The organism is uncultured Sphingosinicella sp. (assembly GCF_963974575.1).
Taxonomy (GTDB): Bacteria; Pseudomonadota; Alphaproteobacteria; order Sphingomonadales; family Sphingomonadaceae; genus Sphingosinicella.
Genome location: NZ_CAXBBQ010000011.1, coordinates 27,294 through 46,935, shown reverse-complemented (window position 1 = coordinate 46,935; position 19,642 = coordinate 27,294). Strand labels below are relative to the sequence as shown.

Genomic DNA, 19,642 nt, shown 5'->3' with positions numbered 1-19,642 from the left:
GCGGATAGGATGCAAACAGGCTGTGAGTTTGAAGCGGTATCCGGGAGCCCGCGCTTTCCTTTAGAGCGGCCCGTGGAGACGAAAACAGGAGACGCACATGGCCGAAGCACTGATCATCGACGCCGTGAGGACTCCGCGCGGCATTGGCAAGGTCGGCAAGGGATCGCTTGCGGATATCCACCCGCAGCAGGTGGGCGCGACGGTGCTGAGGGCGCTTGCCGAGCGGAATGAGCTCAATACCGCCGAAGTCGACGACATCATCTGGGGCACCAGCTCGCAGACCGGCGCGGCAGCGGGCGACCTCGGCCGCATGTCGGCGCTCGACGCCGGATACGACGTCCGTTCCTCGGGGGTGACGCTGGACCGCTTCTGCGGATCGGGCATCACGACGGTGAACCTAGCTGCGGCCTCGATCATGTCGGGCATGGAGGATTGCGTGATCGCGGGCGGCACCGAGATGATGTCGCAGACCGGGCAGGGTATTTCCGCGGATGCGCCCCGCACCATGGACCGCGGCAACCGGCGCCTGCGCGACCGTCACCCACAGCCGCACCAGGGCGTCTGCGCCGACGCGATCGCGACGCTGGAAGGCATCAGCCGCCGCGACCTCGATGCGCTTGCCGTCGTCAGCCAGGAACGCGCAGCGGCGGCCATCGCGGGCGGGCATTTCGCCAAGAGCCTCGTGCCGGTCTACCGCGAAGACGGCAGCCTCGCGCTCGACCGGGAAGAGTTCCCGCGCCCCGGCACGACCCTCGAAACCCTCGCGCAGCTGCAACCCGCGTTCGCGCGGCTGATCGACATGCCCCTCGACGAGGAAGGGCTGACGTATCGCAGCCTTGTGCGCCAAGCCTATCCCGACCTGGAAATCGAGAATGTGCACCACGCGGGCAACTCGTCAGGCGTCGTCGATGGCTCGGCGGCGCTGCTGCTCGCCTCGCCGGCCTATGCGGCCAAGCGGGGCCTGAAGGCGCGCGCCAGGGTGGTGGCGATGGCGAACATGGGCGATTCCCCGACGCTGATGCTGAACGCGCCGGTTCCGGCCGCGAAGAAGGTGCTGGCGAAGGCGGGTCTTACCGTGGACGACATCGATCTCTTCGAGATCAACGAAGCGTTCGCCGTGGTCGCCGAGAAGTTCATCCGCGACCTGAAGCTCGACCGTGACCGGGTGAACGTCAACGGAGGTGCGATGGCGCTCGGCCATCCGATCGGCGCGACCGGATCGATCCTCATCGGCACGATCCTCGACGAACTGGAGCGGCGCGACCTGAAACGTGGGCTCGTCACCATGTGCGCGGGCGGCGGCATGGCACCTGCAATCATCATCGAACGCGTCTGAGGGAGAGACACCATGGGCATACCTGCACTTTTCGACCTGACCGGCAAGGTTGCCGTCATCACCGGCTCTTCGCGTGGTATCGGCAAGGCGATCGCCCACCGCATGGCGGAACACGGCGCGAATGTCGTCGTCTCCAGCCGTAAGCTGGAGGCGTGCGAGGCGGCGGTGGCGGAGATCAATGCCGCCGTGGGCCGCGACGCGGCGATCGCGATCCCCGCGAACATTTCCGTGAAGGAAGAGCTTCAGGCGCTGATCAGTGGCGCGACGGCGAAGCTCGGAAAGGTCGACATCCTCGTCTGCAACGCCGCCTCAAACCCGTATTTCGGGCCTATGGCGGAGATCGCCGACGACCAGTTTACAAAGATCCTGCACAACAACATCGTTTCGAACCACTGGCTGATCCAGATGGCCGCGCCGCAGATGGTTGAGCGCAAGGACGGGGCGATCATCGTGATTTCGTCGATCGGCGGGCTCAAGGCCTCGACCATGATCGGCGCTTACAACATCTCGAAGGCGGCGGACCTGCAGCTGGTGCGCAACTACGCCGCCGAATATGGCCCCGCGAACGTGCGCGTGAACGCGATCTGCCCCGGCCTCATCAAGACCGATTTCGCAAAGGCACTGTGGGACAATCCCGAAATCCTGAAGCAGGCGACCGCGCATTCGACGCTGCAACGCATCGGCGAGCCCGACGAGATCGCGGGCATGGCGGTGTTCCTTGCCGCAAAGGCGGGCGGGTTCACGAGCGGGCAGGGCTTCGTAATCGACGGCGGCGCGACCGTCGTCTGAAGCCCTGCCCGGCCCGTTCTACTGAAGCTCGAACACCACCGTCACGGTGACGTTGGTGCCGACCTCACCCGCTTCCACGGGCGGTGCCGCTCCCATGTCGGCGGATTCGGCGCGCATCATCTGCACCTTCGGCATCGGGTAGGGCGGCTGGTAGCCGCCGCCTTCGCTGATGGAGACGATGCGCTTCACGCGCATTCCGGCAGCGCCCGCATAGAGGTCGGCGCGCGAGCGGGCCTTCTTCACGGCGTCGAGCCGTGCCTCGTTCGTGGCTTCCTCGGGCTTGTCGAGGCCGAACGTCGGCCCGTTCACCTGGTTCGCGCCCTGCGTAACAAGCGCATCGATCACGTCGCCGGCGCTCGCGAGCTTGCGCAGCTTCACCGTCACGGTGTTGTTCGCCTGATAGCCGATCAGCTGCGGGGCCTTGCGCTCCTCGTAGGTGTATTGCGGGTTCAGGTTGATGTTGGAGGTCTGGATGTCGCGGTCGGCGATGCCGGCTTTCTTGAGCGCGGCGACGACGCGGGTCATCTGGCTGTTGTTGGCGGTGAGCGCGGCGCGCGCTTCGACCGCCTGCGTGACGACACCCGCCGAAATGACGGCGATGTCGGGAACGCGGGTGCTCTCGCCGGTCGCCGTCAGCGACAGGAGGGTTTCGGCGGGGACGCTCGGCGCCGTCTGTGCAGCGGCCGGGGTCGCGGCAGCGGCGGCAAGTGCGCCAAAGGCGAGAAGCGTTGCAGTACGCATGTGTTTCATTCCTTTCGTTTTCCGCCCCAACGGATCAGCGGCGGACAAGTTGCCCTATCCGCCGCCTGACATGAACCGAAGTTGAAAAAACCGGAAGGTGCTTACGCCTGCCGGGCCTTGATCATGCGATAGATCCAGAGAAGCAGGATCGCGCCTGCCGTGGCGATCAGGATGTTGATGATATTGCTGTTGCCGCCGCCAAAACCAAGCATACTGCCGATGTAGCCGCCGAGGAGACCACCGGCGATGCCGATCAGGATGGTGACGATGATGCCGCCGGGATCCTTGCCCGGCATGATCCACTTCGCGAGCGCGCCGGCGATGAGGCCGACAACGATCCAACCGAGAAAACCGTAGTCCATCTGCTCACTCCCTCTGTTGTTTTCAGAACAACCGTAGATGTGCCTGACGTTTCCTGCGGGCGGGCCTGAGCGACTGGATGCCGCACGGGCGATCCGCGAACGCACCCTCCTGTCGTGCGTTCGTCGATGATAAAATCCGTTTATCGAATTGGTGTCGAGCCGAAACTTGGTGTGGAGTCTAGGCAACGTGTCTCGAAATATTCGGTTATCGGCTCGTTTGACTGCTGCAAACGTGCTAATTGCCCCCAACTTTACATTGTTTCGAGCAAAACTCGAATTCCGGTTCCGTCATGCGGACCTTGCGCTAACTGACCTATTCGGGTAATACACCCTTCGATACAAAACAGGCACAGTCACTGGCGATGAACATGCACCAACCCGTTGATAGCTCTTTCAGGAGCAGCGTTTCCCGGTCGTGGGCATCGGCCGATGACGGACGTCGGCGCCGTCTGCTGATCCTTGCGGCGATCCTCGTCGCGGGCGCCGTCGCCGCGTGGCTGATCTTCGGCGGCAGCCCGAAGGCGCCGCCGCAGAATCCGGACGCCGGCCACCCCTCCATCACGGTGATCGTGCCGGGCACCACGCAGATCGCGGACAGCGTAAAGGCGGTGGGCAGCATTGCCGCGCGCCGCGACATGCCTGTCGGTGTACAGGGCGAGGGCGGTGCGGTCGTCGCGGTTCTCGTCGATGCAGGCGACTATGTGCGGAAAGGCCAGGTGCTGGCGCGCATCGACCGCTCGGTTCTGGAGCAGCAGGTGAACCAGCTTCAGGCGTCAGCCGTTCGTGCCCGTGCCGACGCCGCGCTTGCTCAGTCCGAGCTTGACCGCGCGCAGTCTCTTGTGGCGCGCGGGTTCATCTCCAAGGCCGACATCGAACGCCGCACCGCCACCCGCGACAGCGCAAATGCGAACGTGAACGTTGCCATCGCGCAGCTTCGCGAAACGCAGGCGCGGCTTGGGCGGCTCGACATTCGTGCGCCGGAATCCGGTCTCATCCTCGAACGGAACGTCGAGGCGGGTCAGGTCGTGAGCTCGGGCAGCTCCGCCGTGTTCCGCATGGCGCAGGACGGCGCGATGGAAATGCGCGCGCTGGTCGCCGAACAGGACCTCGCCGGTATCACGACGGGACAGTCGGCGACGGTACAGATGATCGGCTCCCAGACCGTCTACGCGGGCCAGGTCTGGATGGTTGAGCCGGTGATCAACCCGCAGACGCGCCAGGGCCTCGTTCGCATCGCGCTTCCGGCTGATCCCGCGCTGCGCCCCGGCGGCTTTGCGTCGGGCAAGATCGAGGTGGGCAAGGCTAACCGGCCGCTGCTGCCCGAATCCGCTGTGATGGGCGATGCCGACAGCAGCTATGTCTACGTTGTGGCGAAGGACGGCACAGTCGAGCGCCGCAACGTCGAGGTCGGCGCGGTCTCTTCGAGCGGCGTCGGGATTTCGAGCGGTCTCTCGGGCCAGGAGCAGGTCGTGCAGTCGGCCGGCGCCTTCCTCAATCCGGGCGAAAAGGTCCGCCCGGTTCTGAACACGCCGCAGAAATAAGCGACGCGAAACACGTCACCGCCGACAGGAAAAGAAACGATGCGGAATATCTCGTCCTGGTCGATCCGGAACCCGGTTCCGCCGATCGTGCTGTTCGTGGCGCTGACGCTGGCGGGCATCGTCAGCTTCATTCGCATGGACATCAACAACAACCCGGACGTGAGTTTCCCGATCGCGCAGGTGATCATTACCCAGCCGGGCGCTGCGCCTTCGGAAATGAAGACGCAGATCACGCAGATCGTCGAAGCCTCGGTACGGAACGTGAGCGGCGTGGACGAGATCACGTCGTGGGTGACCGAGGGCACATCGACGACGATGGTGCAGTTCGACATCGGTACGCCGATCGACCGCGCTGTAAACGACGTGCGTGACGCGGTGCAGAAGGTTCGCGGCGACCTGCCGCAAGGTATTCTCGAACCGCAGGTGGTGCGCGAGGATATCGATGGCGTGCTCGCCTACTGGACCGTGCAGTCGGTCGACATGACGCTCGAGGAGTTGTCGTGGTTCGTCGATAACGTCGCTTCGAAGCGGCTGCTATCGGTGCCCGGCATGGCGGTGTCGAGCCGTGGCGGCGGCGTTTCGCGCGAAATGCGCGTCGAGCTCGATCCGATGAAGCTGCAGGCGCAGGGCATCACCGCCGCGCAGGTCAACCAGCAGCTCCGTCAGCTCAACCTCAACGCAACGGGCGGTCGCGCCGAGATCGCGGGCGCTGAACAGTCCGTGCGCGTGCTCGGCAATGCGGCCGACGCTACTGCGCTTGGCGCGACGCAGCTCAGCTTCGGCGGGCGCACGCTGAGGCTTTCCGATGTCGCGAACGTGCGCGATTCCTACGGCGAGCAGCGCGGCCTCGGTCTGATCGACGGGCGGCAGGTCGTGAGTATCCGCCTGGCGAAGGCCAAGGGCTCGTCCGACGTTACCGTCTATAACGATGCGCTCAAGGTCTTGGACCAGCTCGCCAAAGAATATCCCAAGGTGAAGATCACGCCGATGTTCACCACGGTGAAGTACACCGAACAGCAATATGAAGCCTCGATGGCGGCGCTGCTGGAAGGCGCCGTGCTGGCCGTGATCGTGGTGTTCCTGTTCCTGCGCGACTGGCGCGCCATGCTGATTTCGGCGACCGCCATTCCGCTGTCGGCGATCCCGGCGTTCTGGTTCATGGACCTGATGGGCTTCACGCTGAACAGCCTGTCGCTGCTCGCGCTCAGCCTTGTCGCCGGCGTGCTCGTCGACGACGCGATCGTGGAGATCGAGAACATCGTGCGCCACATGCGCATGGGGAAGACGGCCTATCAGGCCTCTATGGATGCGGCCGACGAAATCGGTCTCGCCGTCGTGGCGACGACGTCCGCAATCGCTGCGGTGTTCCTGCCCGTTGGCCTGATGGGCGGCGTTACCGGCCAGTTCTTCAAGCAGTTCGGGCTCACCGTCGTGGTCGCCGTGCTGATGAGTCTTGCCGTCGCGCGTATGATTACACCACTCATCGCTGCCTATTTCCTGAAGGCGCAAGGCGAGCAGAACCACGGCGACGGCCCGATGATGGACCGCTATCTCGCGCTGCTGCACTGGTCGCTCGATACGCGGAAGGCCGAGAAGGCGCGGGCGCGGCAGGATTGGAAGCGCCACTTCTGGCGCCTTGCCGATCACCGTGTCTGGGTGATGGGGATCGGCGCGCTCGCGCTGGTGCTCACGGTCGTGTCGTTCTCGACGCTGCCATTCACCTTCCAGCCTGAATCCGACCAGGATTCGACCCAGCTGAAGATCGAGATGGTGCCGGGCACGACGCTCGAACAGACGCGTACCGTCGCTGAGCGCGCGAACGCAGTGCTTCTGAAGGAGCCGGAAACGCAGCTCAGCTACATCGATATCGAAAAGCCCGGCGAAGCGATGATCTACACGCAGCTTCGCGACGAGCGGAAGCGCACGAGCATCGAGTATCAGAAGCAGCTGGCGCCCGAGCTTCAGAAGATCCCGGATGCCCGGATCACATTCCAGTCGATGGACGGCTGGAGCGGCGGGCGCGACGTGACGGTGATGATCGCCGGTGACGACAGCGAGCTGCTGCATGATACCGCGGTGAAGATTGTCGAGGAAATGCGCGCGCAGAAGATGTTCACCGCGCCGCGCGTCGAAGGCGATCTGCAGCGCCCGGAAATCGTCATCTCGCCGCACTTCGATCTTGCCGCCGAACTCGGCATCACCACGGCGGACCTCAGCGAGACGATCCGCATCGCTACCATCGGCGACATCGACCAGAACGTGGCGAAGTTCTCGCTGTCGGACCGGCAGATTCCGATCCGGGTCGCCCTGCCGACGGAGTCGCGCAAGAACATCACGACGATCGAAAACCTGCCCGTGCCGACGTCGAGCGGCGGATCCGTGCCGCTGAAGGTCGTCGCCGACATCGGCTTTGGGGCAGGCCCGTCCATCCTTCGCCGCTACAACCAGCGCGACCGTATCGTCGTCGGCGCCGACCTTGCCGAGGGCTTTGTGAAGGGCGAAGGCTTGAAAGTGGCGCTTGGCCTGCCGACACTTCGCAACCTTCCTGCGGGCGTCGAGCGCGTCGAGTTCGGCGAATCGAAGATGCAGGCCGAGCTGGTCACGCAGTTCACGATCGCGGTGGTTTCGGGCATCCTGCTCGTGTTCGCGGTGCTCGTGCTGCTCTACAAGCGCATCATGCCGCCCTTCGTGAACATGGGCTCGCTGCTGCTCGCGCCGCTCGGCGGTGCCGTGGCGCTGCATCTCACGGGGCAGGTGATCTCGATGCCCGTGCTGATCGGCCTCTTGATGTTGCTCGGCATTGTTGCGAAAAACTCCATTCTGCTCGTCGATTTCGCGATCGAGGAGATGAACAAAGGTGTGGACAAGGTGACGGCCATCATCGACGCAGGCCACAAGCGCGCACAGCCGATCGTGATGACCACGGTGGCGATGGCCGCGGGCATGTTGCCCACAGCGCTTTCGCTGACGGGCGACGGCGCATGGCGCTCTCCGATGGGCATCACGGTGATTGGCGGGCTCATCCTGTCGACGCTGCTGACGCTGGTCATCGTTCCCGCGGGCTTCAGCCTTGCCGATGACTTCGAGCGCTGGCTCGGCGCGAAGTTCGGCAAGCTCTTGACGCACGACCATCCGGGCAAGCCGGCAACGGCGCCCGCAGCCCCGGCCGAGTAGGACGGGGCGATCGGTTCAGCGCGCACCTGGGTGAACGCCGACCCGGCGCGGCACATGAAGGTCGTCGCGACGGGGATGCTGCTGCTGATGGCGGCGGTGTTCGTGGCGGCGCGCCTGCTCGGCGAAACATACGTGTGGGCACCCTACGTCGAGTCCTTCGCCGAGGCGGCGATGGTCGGCGGGCTTGCGGACTGGTTCGCGGTGACGGCGCTGTTCCGCCACCCGCTCGGCCTGCCGATCCCGCACACGGCGATCATCCCCAAGAACAAGGACCGGCTCGGCGACAACCTCGCCACGTTCCTGAAAACCAACTTCCTGAAACCCGCGATCGTCGCGCGCCGGATGCGCAGCGTGGACATGGCGGGCGCCGTCGGCCGCTGGCTCTCCGCACCGCCCGCCGAAACGCGCCTCAGCGGGAGCATCGGCAAGCTCGGCCTGCAGCTTCTCGACGCGCTCGACAACGAGGCCGTCTCCGGCTGGATCCGGGGCGCGATCGGCGGCAACCTGCGCCGCTTCGAGCTGGCGCCGCTGGTGGGCCGCGTGCTCGACCGCTCGATCGACGAAGGCCGGCTGCAGCCGCTGGTCGATTCGGGGATCACGTGGCTCGCGCGCGTGCTCGATCAAAACGAAGGGCTGATCCGCGATCTCGTGGAGGCGCGGACGATGTGGCTGCTGCGGCTGGCCTCGCTCGACGAGCGGCTGGCGAACTCGATCATCGAGGCCTTGCGGCGGCTGCTGAACGAGATGTCGGCCGATCCTGAGCACCCGCTGCGCCTGAAGGTGATGGTGGCGCTGAAGGACCTCGCGTTCGACATGCAGTTCGAATCGGAAACGCAGGCGCGCATCGAGACGCTGAAGCTCGAGGTAATCGACAATCCCGAACTTGGCGGTTTCCTCGACGGCATCTGGACGAACGCCAAGACATCGCTGCGCGCGTCGCTCGCCGACCCGGAGCAGGCGCTCGCGGGGCGCGTCGGAGAGGCCGCGCGCCATATCGGCAAGACCATCGAGAACGACCCGGTGCTGCGGAACGCGCTCAACAAATACGCGCGGCGCGCGATCGTGGGCGTTGTCGCCGATTACGGCGATGAGCTTGTGCGCATCGTTTCGGACACCGTGCGGAGCTGGGACGCGGATACCGTCACCGAGCGCGTCGAAGCCGCAGTGGGCCGCGACCTGCAGTTCATCCGCATCAACGGCACGCTGGTCGGCGGGCTCGTCGGCCTCACCATCCATGCGGTGACGGAGTTGCTTTAGGCTACGCCGCCTTCAGCGCGCCGCACGCACGCTGGATGCGGGCGCAGGCGTCTTCCAGAAGTTCCGTCGAGGTCGCATAGGAGATGCGGAACGCGGGCGAAACGCCGAACGCGCCGCCATGCACCACCGCGACACCCTCTGCCTCCAGCAGATAGCCCGCGACGTCTTCGTCGGTTGCGAGCGTCGTGCCCGAGGGCGTCTTGCGGCCGATGAGGCCCGTGCAGTCCGGATAGACGTAGAAGGCGCCGTCGGGCGTCGCGCACTTCAGGCCGTCGGTCTGGTTCAGCATCGAGACGACGAGGTCGCGGCGGCCACGGAAGGTTTCGACGCGCGCCTTCAGGAAATCCTGCGGGCCGTTCAGCGCTGCCGTCGCTGCGGCCTGCGCGATGGCGCAGGGGTTCGTGGTCGACTGCGACTGGATCTTGGCGATCGCCTTGATGAGCTGCGCGGGGCCGCCCGCGAAGCCGATGCGCCAGCCGGTCATCGAATAGGCCTTGGACGCGCCGTTCACAGTGAGCGTGCGGTCGTAAAGGTCAGGGCAAACGTCGGCGATCGTTGCGAATGCGATGTCGTAGATGATGTGCTCGTACATATCGTCCGAGAGGATCCACACGTGCGGATGACGGCGCAGAACCTCGCCGAGCGCGGCGATTTCATCGCGCGTGTAGACGGCGCCGGTGGGGTTCGAAGGCGAATTCAGGATCAGCCAGCGCGTTTTCGGCGTGATCGCCGCTTCAAGCTGCGCGGGCGTGATCTTGAAGCCCGCCTCGATCCCGGCTGAGATGAACACCGGCTTCGCGCCGCAGAACTGCACGATATCGGGGTAGGACACCCAATAGGGCGCGGGCACGATCACCTCGTCGCCGGGGTTGAGCGTCACGAGCAGCGCGTTGAAGATCGTGTGCTTGCCCCCGACGTTCACCGTGACCTGATCGAGACCGTAATCGAGGTTGTTGTCGCGCTTGAACTTGCCGCGCACGGCTTCCTTGAGCGCGTTGGTGCCATCGACGTTGGTGTATTTGTTCTGTCCGCCGCGAATGGCCGCGATGGCGGCCTCGGCGACGAAATCCGGCACCGGCATGTCCGGCTCGCCCGCGCCGAGACCAATGACATTCCGCCCCGCCTCTTTGAGCGCCGCCGCCTTCTGCGTGACGACGAGCGTGGGGGATGGCTGGATGCGCTGGATGGCGTCGGAGAGGAAGGTCATCGGGAGGCTCCGCATGAGAGGTGCGCGGGCCTCTTAGAATCACTCGCCTGCGGGGGCAACCAGCGCGGCGCGAAAAAGTCCGCGCAGCGCATTTCCAAGCAGGAATCCATCTTCGAGATCGGCGCGCGTGAGAGACGCCTCTCGGGCTGCGCCCGTTTCGAGAAGGTGGCGGCGGAGCACGCCGGGAAGGAGGCCGTCCGACGCTGGAGGCGTCAGCAGCACGCCGCCCTGCTCCACGAACAGGTTGGTGAAGCTGCCCTCGGTGAGGCGGCCGTCGCTGCGCTCGAAGATCACCTCATCCATGCCGGAGGCGCGGCGGGCAGCGTCGTAGAAGGCGCGGTCGCTCGTCTTGTGCGCGAGGCGGGGATCGCCGGGCATCACCGGCAGCGGCACGATGGCGGCGCGCGCCGAAGCGGGCGGGGCGGGCGGGGGCGTGCAGCTCACCGCCGCCGCTCCGCCTGCCGCCAGCACCAGCTTGATGCGTGCAGGCGCTCTCAGCGCGCCGACAGCGGCCTGCAGCAGGTTGCGGACCTCGTGCCGATCGAAGCGGAAATCATGCCACGCGGCGGATTGCTCCAGCCGCTCGAGATGCAGCGATAGATGGGCGATGCCCTCGTCGGGCGTGAAGCCCATCGTTTCGATGAGGTGGAACGGCCGTCCCGACGCGCTGACGAACGCCATCTTCTCTCCGCACTCGCGCCACTCGGACACAGCGTCGCTATCAGCGACAATGCCCGATCCAATGCCCATTGTGACGTTTTGGTTCCGAATTTCAATCGTGCGGATCGCGACATTGAAATGCGCGGCGCCGGATCCGATCGCGCCGATCGACCCCGTGTAGACCCCGCGCGGGCGCGCCTCGACCGTGTCGATCACCTCCATCGCGCGGATCTTGGGTGCGCCGGTGATGGAGCCGCAAGGGAACAGGGCCTCCAGCACATCGAAGGCGTCGAGGCCCTGGCGGAGCCGTGCCTCCACCGTCGTCGTCATCTGGTGGACCGTGGGATAGCGCTCGACCGCGAACGCATCCCGCACCGTCACCGAGCCCGCCTCGGCAACGCGCGCGAGGTCGTTTCGGATGAGATCGGTGATCATCAGGTTTTCGGCGCGATTCTTGGGGTCGGCGGCGAGCGCGGCGGCCATGGCGGCATCCTCCGCCGCGAGCGGTCGGCGCGGCGCGGTGCCTTTCATCGGGCGTGTTTCGAGCGCGCCGCGGGAGAGCCTGAAGAACAGCTCGGGCGAGAAGGAGAGAATCCATTCCTGTCCGGTGAAAACGACGGCACCGTGGCCCATGCGCTGGGCGCGCCGCAGCCGGGCATAGAGCGCGAGCGGATGGCCTTCGATTCCCAGGCGGGTGGGGAAGGTGAGGTTGGCCTGGTAGATGTCCCCCGCTTCGATCAGCGCTTTCACCTCCGCGAGCGCGGCGGTGTATTGCGCCGCGTCCAGACCGGGCTTCGGCGTCGATACGCCCGAGGGGCGCCCGGAGACGCCGCCAAGCAGCGTTTCGGGCGGCACCATCTGCGGCGCATCGAAAACGCCGAACCAGATGAGCGGCGTTTCGGTGCTGCGCTCGGGTATTGCGGAAAGGCGCGGCTCCAGCGCGTGTCCGGCCTCGTAGGCGAGAAAACCCGCGACGTGACGACCGGCATCGACGTGCCGCCGCAGCGCGGCAAGCACGGGGGGGACCTCGTCCCGCCGTGCCGCCGTGATGATCTCGTGCGCGCCGCTGTAGAGCGCCAGCGGGCGCGTGCCGTCGCCGCGCGCATCGTCGAGCGCCACGAAGGGCGCGCTCAGCATGACGACACCGGTTGCCGGGAACCCGGCGGAATCGGTAGAGTGGCGGAAGTGAAAAAACGAAGCGTCATGGTCCGGGGGTGGTTCTTAGCAGGTCTTGCCGCGCTTGCCGCAAGCCTTCTCCCGCATGATGCCCGCGCGGCCGCAGTCGAAGCGCCGGCCGCGCTGACGGTGAGCGGCGTTCCCGCCGTGCCCGTGACGTTGATGGAGCAGGCGAAGCCCTATCTCGAATATCGCTCGGCGCGGCTGCTCGGCTGGCACCCGGTGCGGCGATCGGTGCTGATCGGCGCGCGGCTCGACGACAACCGCCAGCTTTACGAGGTTTCTGTGCCCGGCGCCGCGCCGCGACAGCTCACCTTCGGCGAGGAGCCGGTGATCGCGGGAGAGTTCGCGCCGGTTTCGGGCGATGTGACGCTGGCGCTCGCGGACCGGCAGGGCGACGAGCAGTATCAGATCTTCCGCGTCGACGATGGCCGCATGGTGAGCCTGACTGGCGAAGACGGGCGCAACCTCGGCATCCGCTGGACGGCGGACGGCAAGCGCATCGGCTATTCGACGACACGGCGCACCGGCCTCGACACCGACCTCCACATCATGGACCCGCGCGACCCCGCGACCGACCGGCTGGTGATGGAAGGGCGGGGCGGCGGCTGGAGCTTCGCAGACTTCTCCGCGGACGGAAAACACGCGCTTCTCTACAACTACATCTCCGTCGCGATCAGCCGATTGTTCGAAATCGACCTCGAAACGCGCCAGCTTCGGGCGCTGGTGCCGCCGACCGCAGAGCCCTTCGCCTTCGGATCGTCGCGCTATGCGCCGGGGGGACGCATTTTCGCCGTCTCCGATTTCGGTGCGGAGCACCGCTATCTGGCCGAGATCGACCGGGTGACGGGCCTGCCGCGTCGGCTCAATCCTGAAACCGACTGGTCCGTGGAGGATTTCCGTATCGACCCCGAGGGGCGTTTCCTTGCCTATGTTGTGAACGAGAACGGCCTGTCGCGGCTTCGCCTTCTCGATCTCGCGACCGGGCGGATTCGCGCCGCGCCCCCGCTTCCGGGGGGTATCCTCACGGGGCTGTCGATCGCGCCGTGGGGCGAGGTCGGTTTTTCGCTGACAAGTGCGTCCGGGCCGGGCGATGTATGGTCGTTCGACCCCGACCGGCTTGAACTCACGCGCTGGACGGAGAGCGGCGCGGACCTGCCGCCGGGCGTCGAGCCCGAGATCGTCACCGTGAAGAGCTTCGACGGTCTGCTTGTCTCAGGGTTGCTCTACCGGCCCGATCCGGCCCGCTTTCCGGGGCCGCGCCCGCTGGTGATGGTGTTTCATGGCGGGCCGGAGGGGCAGTCCCGACCCGGTTTTCTCGGCCGTAGCAATCACATGGTGAACGCGCTCGGTGTCGCGCTGTTTTTCCCGAACGTGCGGGGGTCTACCGGTTACGGGAAGCGTTTCGTCGCGCTGGATGATGGCCCGTTCCGCCGGGAGGACGCGGTGCGTGACGTGGGCGCGTTCCTGAAACGCCTGCGCCATGATTCGCGCATCGACCGCACACGTATGGCGGTGAGCGGGGCCTCTTACGGCGGTTACATGACGCTCGCTGCGCTGATCCGCTATCCCAAGGACTTCCGTGCAGGCGTCAGCATCGTCGGGATTTCCGATTTCGTGACCTTCCTCGAAGGCACCGGCGAGTATCGCCGCGACCTCCGCCGCCTCGAATACGGAGACGAGCGCGATCCCGCTGAGCGGCGCAAGCTGAAGGCGATCTCGCCGCTCACAAAGGTGAACAAGATTCGCGCGCCCCTGTTGGTGATCACGGGAGCGAACGACCCGCGCGTGCCGCCTTCGGAGGCGGACCAGATCGTCGCGGCGCTCCGCGCGCGCGGCGGGACGGCGTGGCACGTCGTCGCGGCGGACGAAGGGCATGGCTTCGAGAAGAAGCCGAATGCCGACTATCAGTTTCTGGCGACTGTGCTGTTCTGGCAACGCTACCTGCTGGGCACCGCTGCCGATGCCCTTGCAAGCCGTTGACATTCCACCCTTGCGGGCCGCATTGCTGCGCGCATGACGTCAGAGTCTCGCCCCCTCGCCGCAGCGATCGTTCCGGTCACGCCGCTGGAGCAGAACTGCACGTTGCTCTGGTGCACGCGCACCATGCGCGGCGCGTTCGTCGATCCGGGCGGCGACCTCGACAAGCTGAAAGCGGCGGCGGCGCAGTACGGTGTCACCATCGAAAAGCTGCTGGTGACGCACGGCCATATCGATCACTGCGGGCTTACGGGCGTGCTTGCTGCCGAACTCGGCGTGCCGATCGAGGGGCCGCACCCCGACGACAAGTTCTGGATCGACATGGCAAGCAGCGTCGGCCAGCAATACGGCATCACCGGCGCTGCCTCGTTCACGCCCGACCGTTGGCTTTCCGGCGGCGACAGCGTGACGGTGGGCGAGCTGACGCTCAACGTTTATCACTGCCCCGGCCATACGCCTGGCCACGTGATCTTCCATCATCCCGAAAGCCGCCTCGCCATCGTCGGCGACGTGCTGTTCCAGGGGTCTATCGGCCGCACGGACTTTCCGAAGGGCAACCACCAGGCGCTGATCGACTCGATCCGCACGCAGCTCTGGCCGCTCGGCGACGAGACCGCGTTCGTGCCGGGGCACGGCCCGATGTCCACGTTCGGGCAGGAGCGGCAATCGAATCCGTTCGTCGCGGATGCGGTTCTGGCGCGCGCCTGATATAGACGAACCGTGCAACAGAAAGCCCACTTGCATCGCGGCGGTGAATCGCTATGTTCGCGCGCTCAACCGAATCCGGCGGGTTTCCGGGGCAATTTCTATTGTCCTGAAAGGCTGGCTGGTACACGAAAATCCACGTTGAAAGTAACAGGTGCCGCATGGCTGTCCCTAAGAGAAAAACCTCGCCGTCGCGGCGGAATATGCGTCGTAGCCATCATGCGCTCAGCGCAACGACGTTCCAGGAATGCCCGAACTGCGGCGAGCTCAAGCTTCCGCACAACGTGTGTGGAGCCTGCGGCTTCTACAACGGTCGAGAGGTTGTCGAAGCCGGCGCCTAAACCGGTGGACAACGCTTTGGGGGGTGTCCGATGACGGCCGCGCCTGTCATCGCGCTTGACGTCATGGGTGGCGACGGCGGTCCGGCAGTGACCATCGCCGCCGCCGAAATTGCACGCACGCGCCACCCCAATATCCGCTTCCGGCTGTATGGTCGCGAGGACGCGATCCGTGCCGAGCTGGCGAAAGCGCCGCTCGTTGCGAAGGACGCGGCCGTCATCCATACAGATGGCGAAATCCTCGGCACCGACAAGCCGAGCCAGGTGCTCCGCCGCGCGCGCCATTCCTCGATGGGCCTTGCCGTCGACGCCGTAAAGGCGGGGGAGGCGCACGCCGCCGTCTCTGCCGGGAACACCGGCGCGCTGATGGCGATCGCCAAGCTCGGCCTGCGTACCATGCCCGGCATCGACCGGCCCGCGCTCGCCGCGCTGCTGCCGACCGCCAAGACCGATTCCGTGATGCTCGACCTCGGCGCCAATGCCGAGTGCGACGCCGAGAACCTCGTCCAGTTCGCCGTGATGGGCGCCGCCTTCGCGCGCACCGTGCTCGGCCTTGCCTCGCCGCGTGTCGCGCTGCTCAACATCGGCGAGGAAGACCTCAAGGGTACCGACGAGTTGAAGCACGCCGCCGCGCTGCTGCGCTCCGCAGACCTTCCCATGCAGTTCGCCGGCTTTGTCGAGGGCGACAAGATCGGCAGGGGCGACGTCGACGTTATCGTCAGCGACGGCTTTTCGGGCAATATCGCCCTCAAGACGGCCGAAGGCACCGCGCGCCTCGTCGTCGAGCTTCTCACCCGCGCGTTCAAGAGCAGCATTTTCTCGATGGCAGGGTTCTTCATGTCGCGCGGCGCGCTCCGCTCGCTGCGCAGCCACCTCGATCCGAACGCGCACAACGGCGCGGTTTTCCTCGGGCTTAACGGCCTCGTCGTGAAGAGCCATGGGGGCGCCACCGCGCAGGGCTTCGCCAACGCCATACGCGTCGCGCACGATCTCGTGGTGGACGACATCGCCCACCGCATCCGCGAGGATCTCGACAACTTCCAGGCGCATCGCAGCGCGCCCAAAACGATACAGGCGGCGCAATGACGGGAACTGTTGCGCGCACCATCGTCACCGGCACGGGCAGCTATCTGCCCGCGCGCGTGGTTTCCAACGCCGAACTGGCCGAAACCGTCGATACCAGCGACGAGTGGATCGTCGAGCGCTCGGGCATCCGCCAGCGCCACATCGCGGCGGAGGGCGAATTCACCTCCGATCTCGCGGTCGCGGCAGCGCGCGCGGCGCTGAAGGCGGCATGGCGCGAAGCTTCGGAAATCGACCTCATCATCGTCGCCACCGCAACGCCCGACCAGACATTCCCAGCGACCGCCACCACGGTTCAGGAAAAGCTCGGCATCATCGACTGCGTTGCGTTCGACGTCGCCGCGGTCTGCTCCGGCTTCCTCTACGCGCTCACCGTTGCGGACGCGATGCTGCGCGCTGGGACGATGCGCCACGCGCTCGTGATCGGCGCGGAGACGTTCAGCCGGCTCCTCGATTGGGAAGACCGCACAACCTGCGTGCTCTTCGGCGACGGCGCGGGCGCTGTGGTGCTCGAACGCTCCGAAGGCAATGGCGACGCAGACGATCGCGGTATCCTCGCCGCGCGGCTCCATGCCGACGGCCGTCACAACAGCCTCCTTTATGTAGACGGCGGCCCATCCTCGACCGGAACGGTCGGCAAGGTCCGCATGAAGGGCAAGGAAGTGTTCCGCCACGCCGTCACCAACCTCGCCTCGGTGATGACCGAGACGCTGGAGGCGGCGGGCTGCAAATCCGAAGACGTGGCGTGGTTGATCCCGCACCAGGCGAACCTCCGCATCCTTGAAGGCACGGCGAAGAAGTTGGGGCTCGATATCGACCAGGTGGTCATCACCGTCGACCGGCACGCCAACACGTCGGCGGCCTCCGTGCCGCTCGCGCTCGATACCGCCGTGCGCGACGGCCGCATCAAGACCGGCGACCTGTTGCTCCTTGAAGCGATGGGCGGCGGCTTCACCTGGGGCGCCGCCGCGCTGCGCTGGTAGACTCTTCAACAAACTGCGCTATTATGCGGGGGTCATTGAAGTTTTCTGCGCAGGAGCGGATCATGGACAAGTCTTCGACATTGACGCGCGCCGAGCTTGGCGAGGCGGTCCACAGCGCCATCGGCCTGTCCCGTGCCGAGTCCTCGCAGCTTGTCGAAACCGTGCTCGACAAGGTGTCGGACGCGCTGATCGCGGGCGAGAACGTGAAGATCTCCTCGTTCGGCAGCTTCATCCTGCGCGACAAGAACCGCCGCATCGGCCGCAACCCCAAGACGGGCGAAGAAGTGCCGATCGAGCCGCGCCGCGTGCTCACCTTCCGCCCCAGCCAGATCCTGCGCGAACGCATCAACGAAGGCGCGTGATGGCGGACAAGAGCGCCGACGCCTTTCGCACCATCAGCGAGGTCGCCGAAACGATCGGCGTGCCACAGCATGTCCTCCGCTTCTGGGAAACGCGCTTTCCGGCGGTGAAGCCGTTAAAGCGCGGTGGAAACCGGCGTTATTATCGCCCTGAAGACGTTGAGCTTCTGCGCGCGATCAACCGCCTGCTCTACACGGACGGCTACACGATCAAGGGCGTGCAGAAGCTCCTGAAGGACAAAGGCGCGAAAGGTCTGCTCGCGGAGCCCGCGACGCTTCCCGTGTCTCCGGCGGTGACGAGCCCGCCCGAAAGCCCGCCGCCCGGCGAACTTTTCGCACGGGTCACGCCGCCGACTGCGGTGGATGCGGCGTTTGTGACCTCGCTGCGTGCGATCCGCGACCGCCTGGCCGGGGCACTCGCGCAGGCCTGAACGGGTTCAGGCGGTTGCCGCCACCCACGTCTCCAGCAGGGTCCTTGCAATCGCCATCGGCGGCGGCACGGTGAAACTGCCGTTTCCGGCGAGCGCCGCGACGCAGTCCTCCCGCGTCACCCAGCGCACCTCCTCCATCTCCACCTCGTCGATGCTGATTTCGGTGGAGAGCGCCTCGGCGAGGCAGCCGATCATCAGGTTCGAAGGGAAGGGCCACGGCTGGCTCGCCACATAGGCGACGCGCCCGGTGAGAATGCCCGCTTCCTCGCGAATTTCGCGGCGCACGGCGTCTTCGAAGCACTCGCCCGCCTCAACGAAACCAGCGAGTGCGGAGAGGAATCCTTGCGGAAAGCGCGACTGACGGCCGAGCAGCACGCGGTCGCCGTCTACCGCGAGCATGATGACGACGGGGTCAGTGCGCGGGAAATGCTCGGCGTTGCAACTGCCACAGTTGCGCCCGTAACCGGCCTTCACCATCTCCGTCGGCGCGCCGCAATTGGCGCAGAAGCCGTGGCGCTGGTGCCAATCGATCAGCGAGCGCGCCTGCGCGATGATCGCCGCGCGGCCATCATCCATCCGCATCGCGGCGCGGCGCGCATCGAGAGGCGTCCCCGGCAGCCCCGCCGCGCTCGCGCCCACCGCGAAGCGCGGGCTGCCGTCCTCAAGGCCGAGATAAACCTCGACCACAGCCTCCGGCACTTCAGACCGGCGCAGCCACGTGATATCCGGCCCGTCCTCGTCGATCAGCGGATTGAGCCCATCGAGCACCATCCACCGCGCGCCGGGATGCATCCGCGCCGCCCAAAGCGTCTCCGGGCTGCGCTGGATGCGGTCGTCCCGCTCGATGGGGGAGCCGATGAGGCCGGTGCGGGCGAGGGGGAAGCGGGGTGCGAAAAGGTCGGTCATCGCGGGAGGACAAAGCACGGCGGGTGGCGTGGTGCAACTGGGGAGTGTTAGACAATCTTTTTGCAAAAGCAGGTGGAAAGCCGACCTCTCCTTGGTAGACTCCAAGAATGGAAATCCGCGCCCGTATCGAACTTCTGTCGTCGATGGACGGTGGGCGGCTTGACCCTCTACGAGGTAGCTTTCGACCTAATCATAAGTTTGCAACCGCTGACAGCTTTTCGATTGGCGAAGTGCGGCAGAATGCTCAAGCACTTCTCTTTCCCGGAAATACCATCGATTGCGTTGTTAGATTTGTACCCGAAAGCGTGCCGCCACTCGCCACAGGGATGCGCTGGGCTCTTTATGAGGGGCCAAATCATCTTATCGGTTATGGGACGGTCTTGGAGGTGTTCAACAATGAAACTCCATCGATTGGTTGAGGCGACCCTTGTCGTATCACCTGCGCAGGTATGAATGCCGAAGGGTGGGAGGCCCTGGACTTGCTTTCCGCATCCCCCCGCGCCATATGCGCGCCGGGAGTCGGGCGGACGGGCGCGTCGCCAACCCGGTCAGGTCCGGAAGGAAGCAGCCGTAACGATTTTCGCACGGGTCGTTCCGGCTCCCACCCTCAATCG

General features: G+C 65.8%; 18 protein-coding genes and 1 other RNA gene. 14 read left to right on the top strand and 5 right to left on the bottom strand.

All coding sequences use genetic code 11. The features are described 5' to 3' along the window. Positions 1–97: 97 nt before the first annotated feature. Positions 98–1,336, top strand: coding sequence for an acetyl-CoA C-acetyltransferase (locus AAC014_RS16625; protein WP_339710733.1), 1,239 nt, complete (start codon positions 98–100; stop codon positions 1,334–1,336). A 12-nt stretch (positions 1,337–1,348) separates the two neighbouring features. Next, entirely contained in the window at positions 1,349–2,125 is a 777-nt protein-coding gene (locus tag AAC014_RS16620) for a glucose 1-dehydrogenase (RefSeq protein WP_339710731.1), read from the top strand. An 18-nt stretch (positions 2,126–2,143) separates the two neighbouring features. Here AAC014_RS16620 and AAC014_RS16615 read toward each other — a convergent pair whose 3' ends face one another. Both AAC014_RS16615 and AAC014_RS16610 read right to left on the bottom strand, forming a co-directional pair. Next, positions 2,144–2,866: an SIMPL domain-containing protein gene (locus AAC014_RS16615; protein WP_339710729.1), complete on the bottom strand. Its 723-nt coding sequence runs from the start codon at positions 2,864–2,866 to the stop codon at positions 2,144–2,146. Between the two features lie 101 nt (positions 2,867–2,967). Continuing rightward, positions 2,968–3,228 (bottom strand): GlsB/YeaQ/YmgE family stress response membrane protein, encoded by a 261-nt coding sequence (locus AAC014_RS16610; RefSeq protein WP_339710726.1) that lies wholly within the window; start codon positions 3,226–3,228, stop codon positions 2,968–2,970. Between the two features lie 368 nt (positions 3,229–3,596). On the opposite strand from AAC014_RS16610, the gene AAC014_RS16605 reads away from it, so the two are divergent. Genes AAC014_RS16605 through AAC014_RS16595 form a run of 3 tightly spaced genes read left to right on the top strand, consistent with a single transcriptional unit; the run spans position 3,597 to position 9,200 of the window. Further along, entirely contained in the window at positions 3,597–4,769 is a 1,173-nt protein-coding gene (locus AAC014_RS16605) for an efflux RND transporter periplasmic adaptor subunit (protein WP_339710723.1), read from the top strand. A 39-nt stretch (positions 4,770–4,808) separates the two neighbouring features. Next, a complete protein-coding gene (locus AAC014_RS16600; protein ID WP_339710721.1) occupies positions 4,809–7,943 on the top strand; it encodes an efflux RND transporter permease subunit in 3,135 nt (1,044 codons plus the stop codon). Between the two features lie 54 nt (positions 7,944–7,997). Next, positions 7,998–9,200, top strand: a complete 1,203-nt coding sequence (locus tag AAC014_RS16595) for a DUF445 domain-containing protein (protein ID WP_339710812.1) — start codon at positions 7,998–8,000, stop codon at positions 9,198–9,200. Between the two features lies 1 nt (position 9,201). Here AAC014_RS16595 and AAC014_RS16590 read toward each other — a convergent pair whose 3' ends face one another. Continuing rightward, complete coding sequence (locus AAC014_RS16590; protein ID WP_339710718.1) at positions 9,202–10,407, bottom strand: pyridoxal phosphate-dependent aminotransferase; 1,206 nt, start codon at positions 10,405–10,407, stop codon at positions 9,202–9,204. A 39-nt stretch (positions 10,408–10,446) separates the two neighbouring features. Beyond that, positions 10,447–12,204 (bottom strand): aminodeoxychorismate synthase component I, encoded by a 1,758-nt coding sequence (gene pabB, locus AAC014_RS16585; RefSeq protein ID WP_339710716.1) that lies wholly within the window; start codon positions 12,202–12,204, stop codon positions 10,447–10,449. A gap of 48 nt (positions 12,205–12,252) precedes the next feature. Here pabB and AAC014_RS16580 point away from each other — a divergent pair, with 48 nt between their 5' ends. The 7 genes from AAC014_RS16580 to AAC014_RS16550 all read left to right on the top strand — a co-directional run bounded on the left by AAC014_RS16580 (position 12,253) and on the right by AAC014_RS16550 (position 18,122). Continuing rightward, the gene (locus tag AAC014_RS16580; RefSeq protein ID WP_339710714.1) at positions 12,253–14,226 is read left to right on the top strand and encodes a prolyl oligopeptidase family serine peptidase; all 1,974 of its coding nucleotides are present in this window, start codon (positions 12,253–12,255) and stop codon (positions 14,224–14,226) included. 33 nt (positions 14,227–14,259) lie between these two features. Then, a complete protein-coding gene (locus AAC014_RS16575) occupies positions 14,260–14,931 on the top strand; it encodes an MBL fold metallo-hydrolase (RefSeq protein ID WP_339710712.1) in 672 nt (223 codons plus the stop codon). 158 nt (positions 14,932–15,089) lie between these two features. Then, the gene (gene rpmF, locus AAC014_RS16570) at positions 15,090–15,269 is read left to right on the top strand and encodes a 50S ribosomal protein L32 (RefSeq protein WP_121049368.1); all 180 of its coding nucleotides are present in this window, start codon (positions 15,090–15,092) and stop codon (positions 15,267–15,269) included. Positions 15,270–15,299: 30 nt separating this feature from the next. Further along, positions 15,300–16,352 carry a phosphate acyltransferase PlsX gene (plsX, locus tag AAC014_RS16565; protein ID WP_339710707.1) on the top strand — a complete coding sequence of 351 codons (1,053 nt, stop codon included), beginning with the start codon at positions 15,300–15,302 and terminating at the stop codon, positions 16,350–16,352. Beyond that, complete coding sequence (locus AAC014_RS16560; RefSeq protein WP_339710705.1) at positions 16,349–17,332, top strand: beta-ketoacyl-ACP synthase III; 984 nt, start codon at positions 16,349–16,351, stop codon at positions 17,330–17,332. The genes plsX and AAC014_RS16560 overlap by 4 nt, the downstream gene beginning before the upstream one ends. A gap of 62 nt (positions 17,333–17,394) precedes the next feature. Then, entirely contained in the window at positions 17,395–17,694 is a 300-nt protein-coding gene (locus AAC014_RS16555; RefSeq protein WP_293781480.1) for an integration host factor subunit alpha, read from the top strand. After that, on the top strand, positions 17,694–18,122 hold the full coding sequence (locus AAC014_RS16550; protein WP_339710697.1) for a MerR family transcriptional regulator: 429 nt from the start codon (positions 17,694–17,696) through the stop codon (positions 18,120–18,122). The genes AAC014_RS16555 and AAC014_RS16550 overlap by 1 nt, the downstream gene beginning before the upstream one ends. Positions 18,123–18,128: 6 nt before the next feature. Here the strand turns inward: AAC014_RS16550 and nudC are convergent, their stop codons facing one another. Continuing rightward, on the bottom strand, positions 18,129–19,028 hold the full coding sequence (gene nudC, locus AAC014_RS16545; RefSeq protein WP_339710694.1) for an NAD(+) diphosphatase: 900 nt from the start codon (positions 19,026–19,028) through the stop codon (positions 18,129–18,131). 107 nt (positions 19,029–19,135) lie between these two features. Here nudC and AAC014_RS16540 point away from each other — a divergent pair, with 107 nt between their 5' ends. Both AAC014_RS16540 and ffs read left to right on the top strand, forming a co-directional pair. Then, positions 19,136–19,447, top strand: coding sequence for a hypothetical protein (locus tag AAC014_RS16540; protein ID WP_339710691.1), 312 nt, complete (start codon positions 19,136–19,138; stop codon positions 19,445–19,447). A gap of 92 nt (positions 19,448–19,539) precedes the next feature. Then, positions 19,540–19,637, top strand: an RNA gene (gene ffs, locus AAC014_RS16535) — signal recognition particle sRNA small type. The last annotated feature ends 5 nt before the right edge of the window (positions 19,638–19,642 follow it).

Excerpts from the sequence above, each read along its gene's own strand:
- rpmF (WP_121049368.1), top strand. The coding sequence starts at position 15,090 with ATGGCTGTCCCTAAGAGAAAAACCTCGCCGTCGCGGCGGAATATGCGT.
- AAC014_RS16620 (WP_339710731.1), top strand. The coding sequence starts at position 1,349 with ATGGGCATACCTGCACTTTTCGACCTGACCGGCAAGGTTGCCGTCATC.
- AAC014_RS16605 (WP_339710723.1), top strand. The coding sequence starts at position 3,597 with ATGCACCAACCCGTTGATAGCTCTTTCAGGAGCAGCGTTTCCCGGTCG.
- plsX (WP_339710707.1), top strand. The coding sequence starts at position 15,300 with ATGACGGCCGCGCCTGTCATCGCGCTTGACGTCATGGGTGGCGACGGC.
- AAC014_RS16600 (WP_339710721.1), top strand. The coding sequence starts at position 4,809 with ATGCGGAATATCTCGTCCTGGTCGATCCGGAACCCGGTTCCGCCGATC.
- AAC014_RS16625 (WP_339710733.1), top strand. The coding sequence starts at position 98 with ATGGCCGAAGCACTGATCATCGACGCCGTGAGGACTCCGCGCGGCATT.
- AAC014_RS16560 (WP_339710705.1), top strand. The coding sequence starts at position 16,349 with ATGACGGGAACTGTTGCGCGCACCATCGTCACCGGCACGGGCAGCTAT.
- AAC014_RS16595 (WP_339710812.1), top strand. The coding sequence starts at position 7,998 with ATGAAGGTCGTCGCGACGGGGATGCTGCTGCTGATGGCGGCGGTGTTC.
- AAC014_RS16610 (WP_339710726.1), bottom strand. The coding sequence starts at position 3,228 with ATGGACTACGGTTTTCTCGGTTGGATCGTTGTCGGCCTCATCGCCGGC.
- pabB (WP_339710716.1), bottom strand. The coding sequence starts at position 12,204 with ATGCTGAGCGCGCCCTTCGTGGCGCTCGACGATGCGCGCGGCGACGGC.
- AAC014_RS16555 (WP_293781480.1), top strand. The coding sequence starts at position 17,395 with ATGGACAAGTCTTCGACATTGACGCGCGCCGAGCTTGGCGAGGCGGTC.
- AAC014_RS16550 (WP_339710697.1), top strand. The coding sequence starts at position 17,694 with ATGGCGGACAAGAGCGCCGACGCCTTTCGCACCATCAGCGAGGTCGCC.
- AAC014_RS16540 (WP_339710691.1), top strand. The coding sequence starts at position 19,136 with ATGGAAATCCGCGCCCGTATCGAACTTCTGTCGTCGATGGACGGTGGG.
- AAC014_RS16575 (WP_339710712.1), top strand. The coding sequence starts at position 14,260 with ATGACGTCAGAGTCTCGCCCCCTCGCCGCAGCGATCGTTCCGGTCACG.
- AAC014_RS16615 (WP_339710729.1), bottom strand. The coding sequence starts at position 2,866 with ATGCGTACTGCAACGCTTCTCGCCTTTGGCGCACTTGCCGCCGCTGCC.
- AAC014_RS16590 (WP_339710718.1), bottom strand. The coding sequence starts at position 10,407 with ATGACCTTCCTCTCCGACGCCATCCAGCGCATCCAGCCATCCCCCACG.
- nudC (WP_339710694.1), bottom strand. The coding sequence starts at position 19,028 with ATGACCGACCTTTTCGCACCCCGCTTCCCCCTCGCCCGCACCGGCCTC.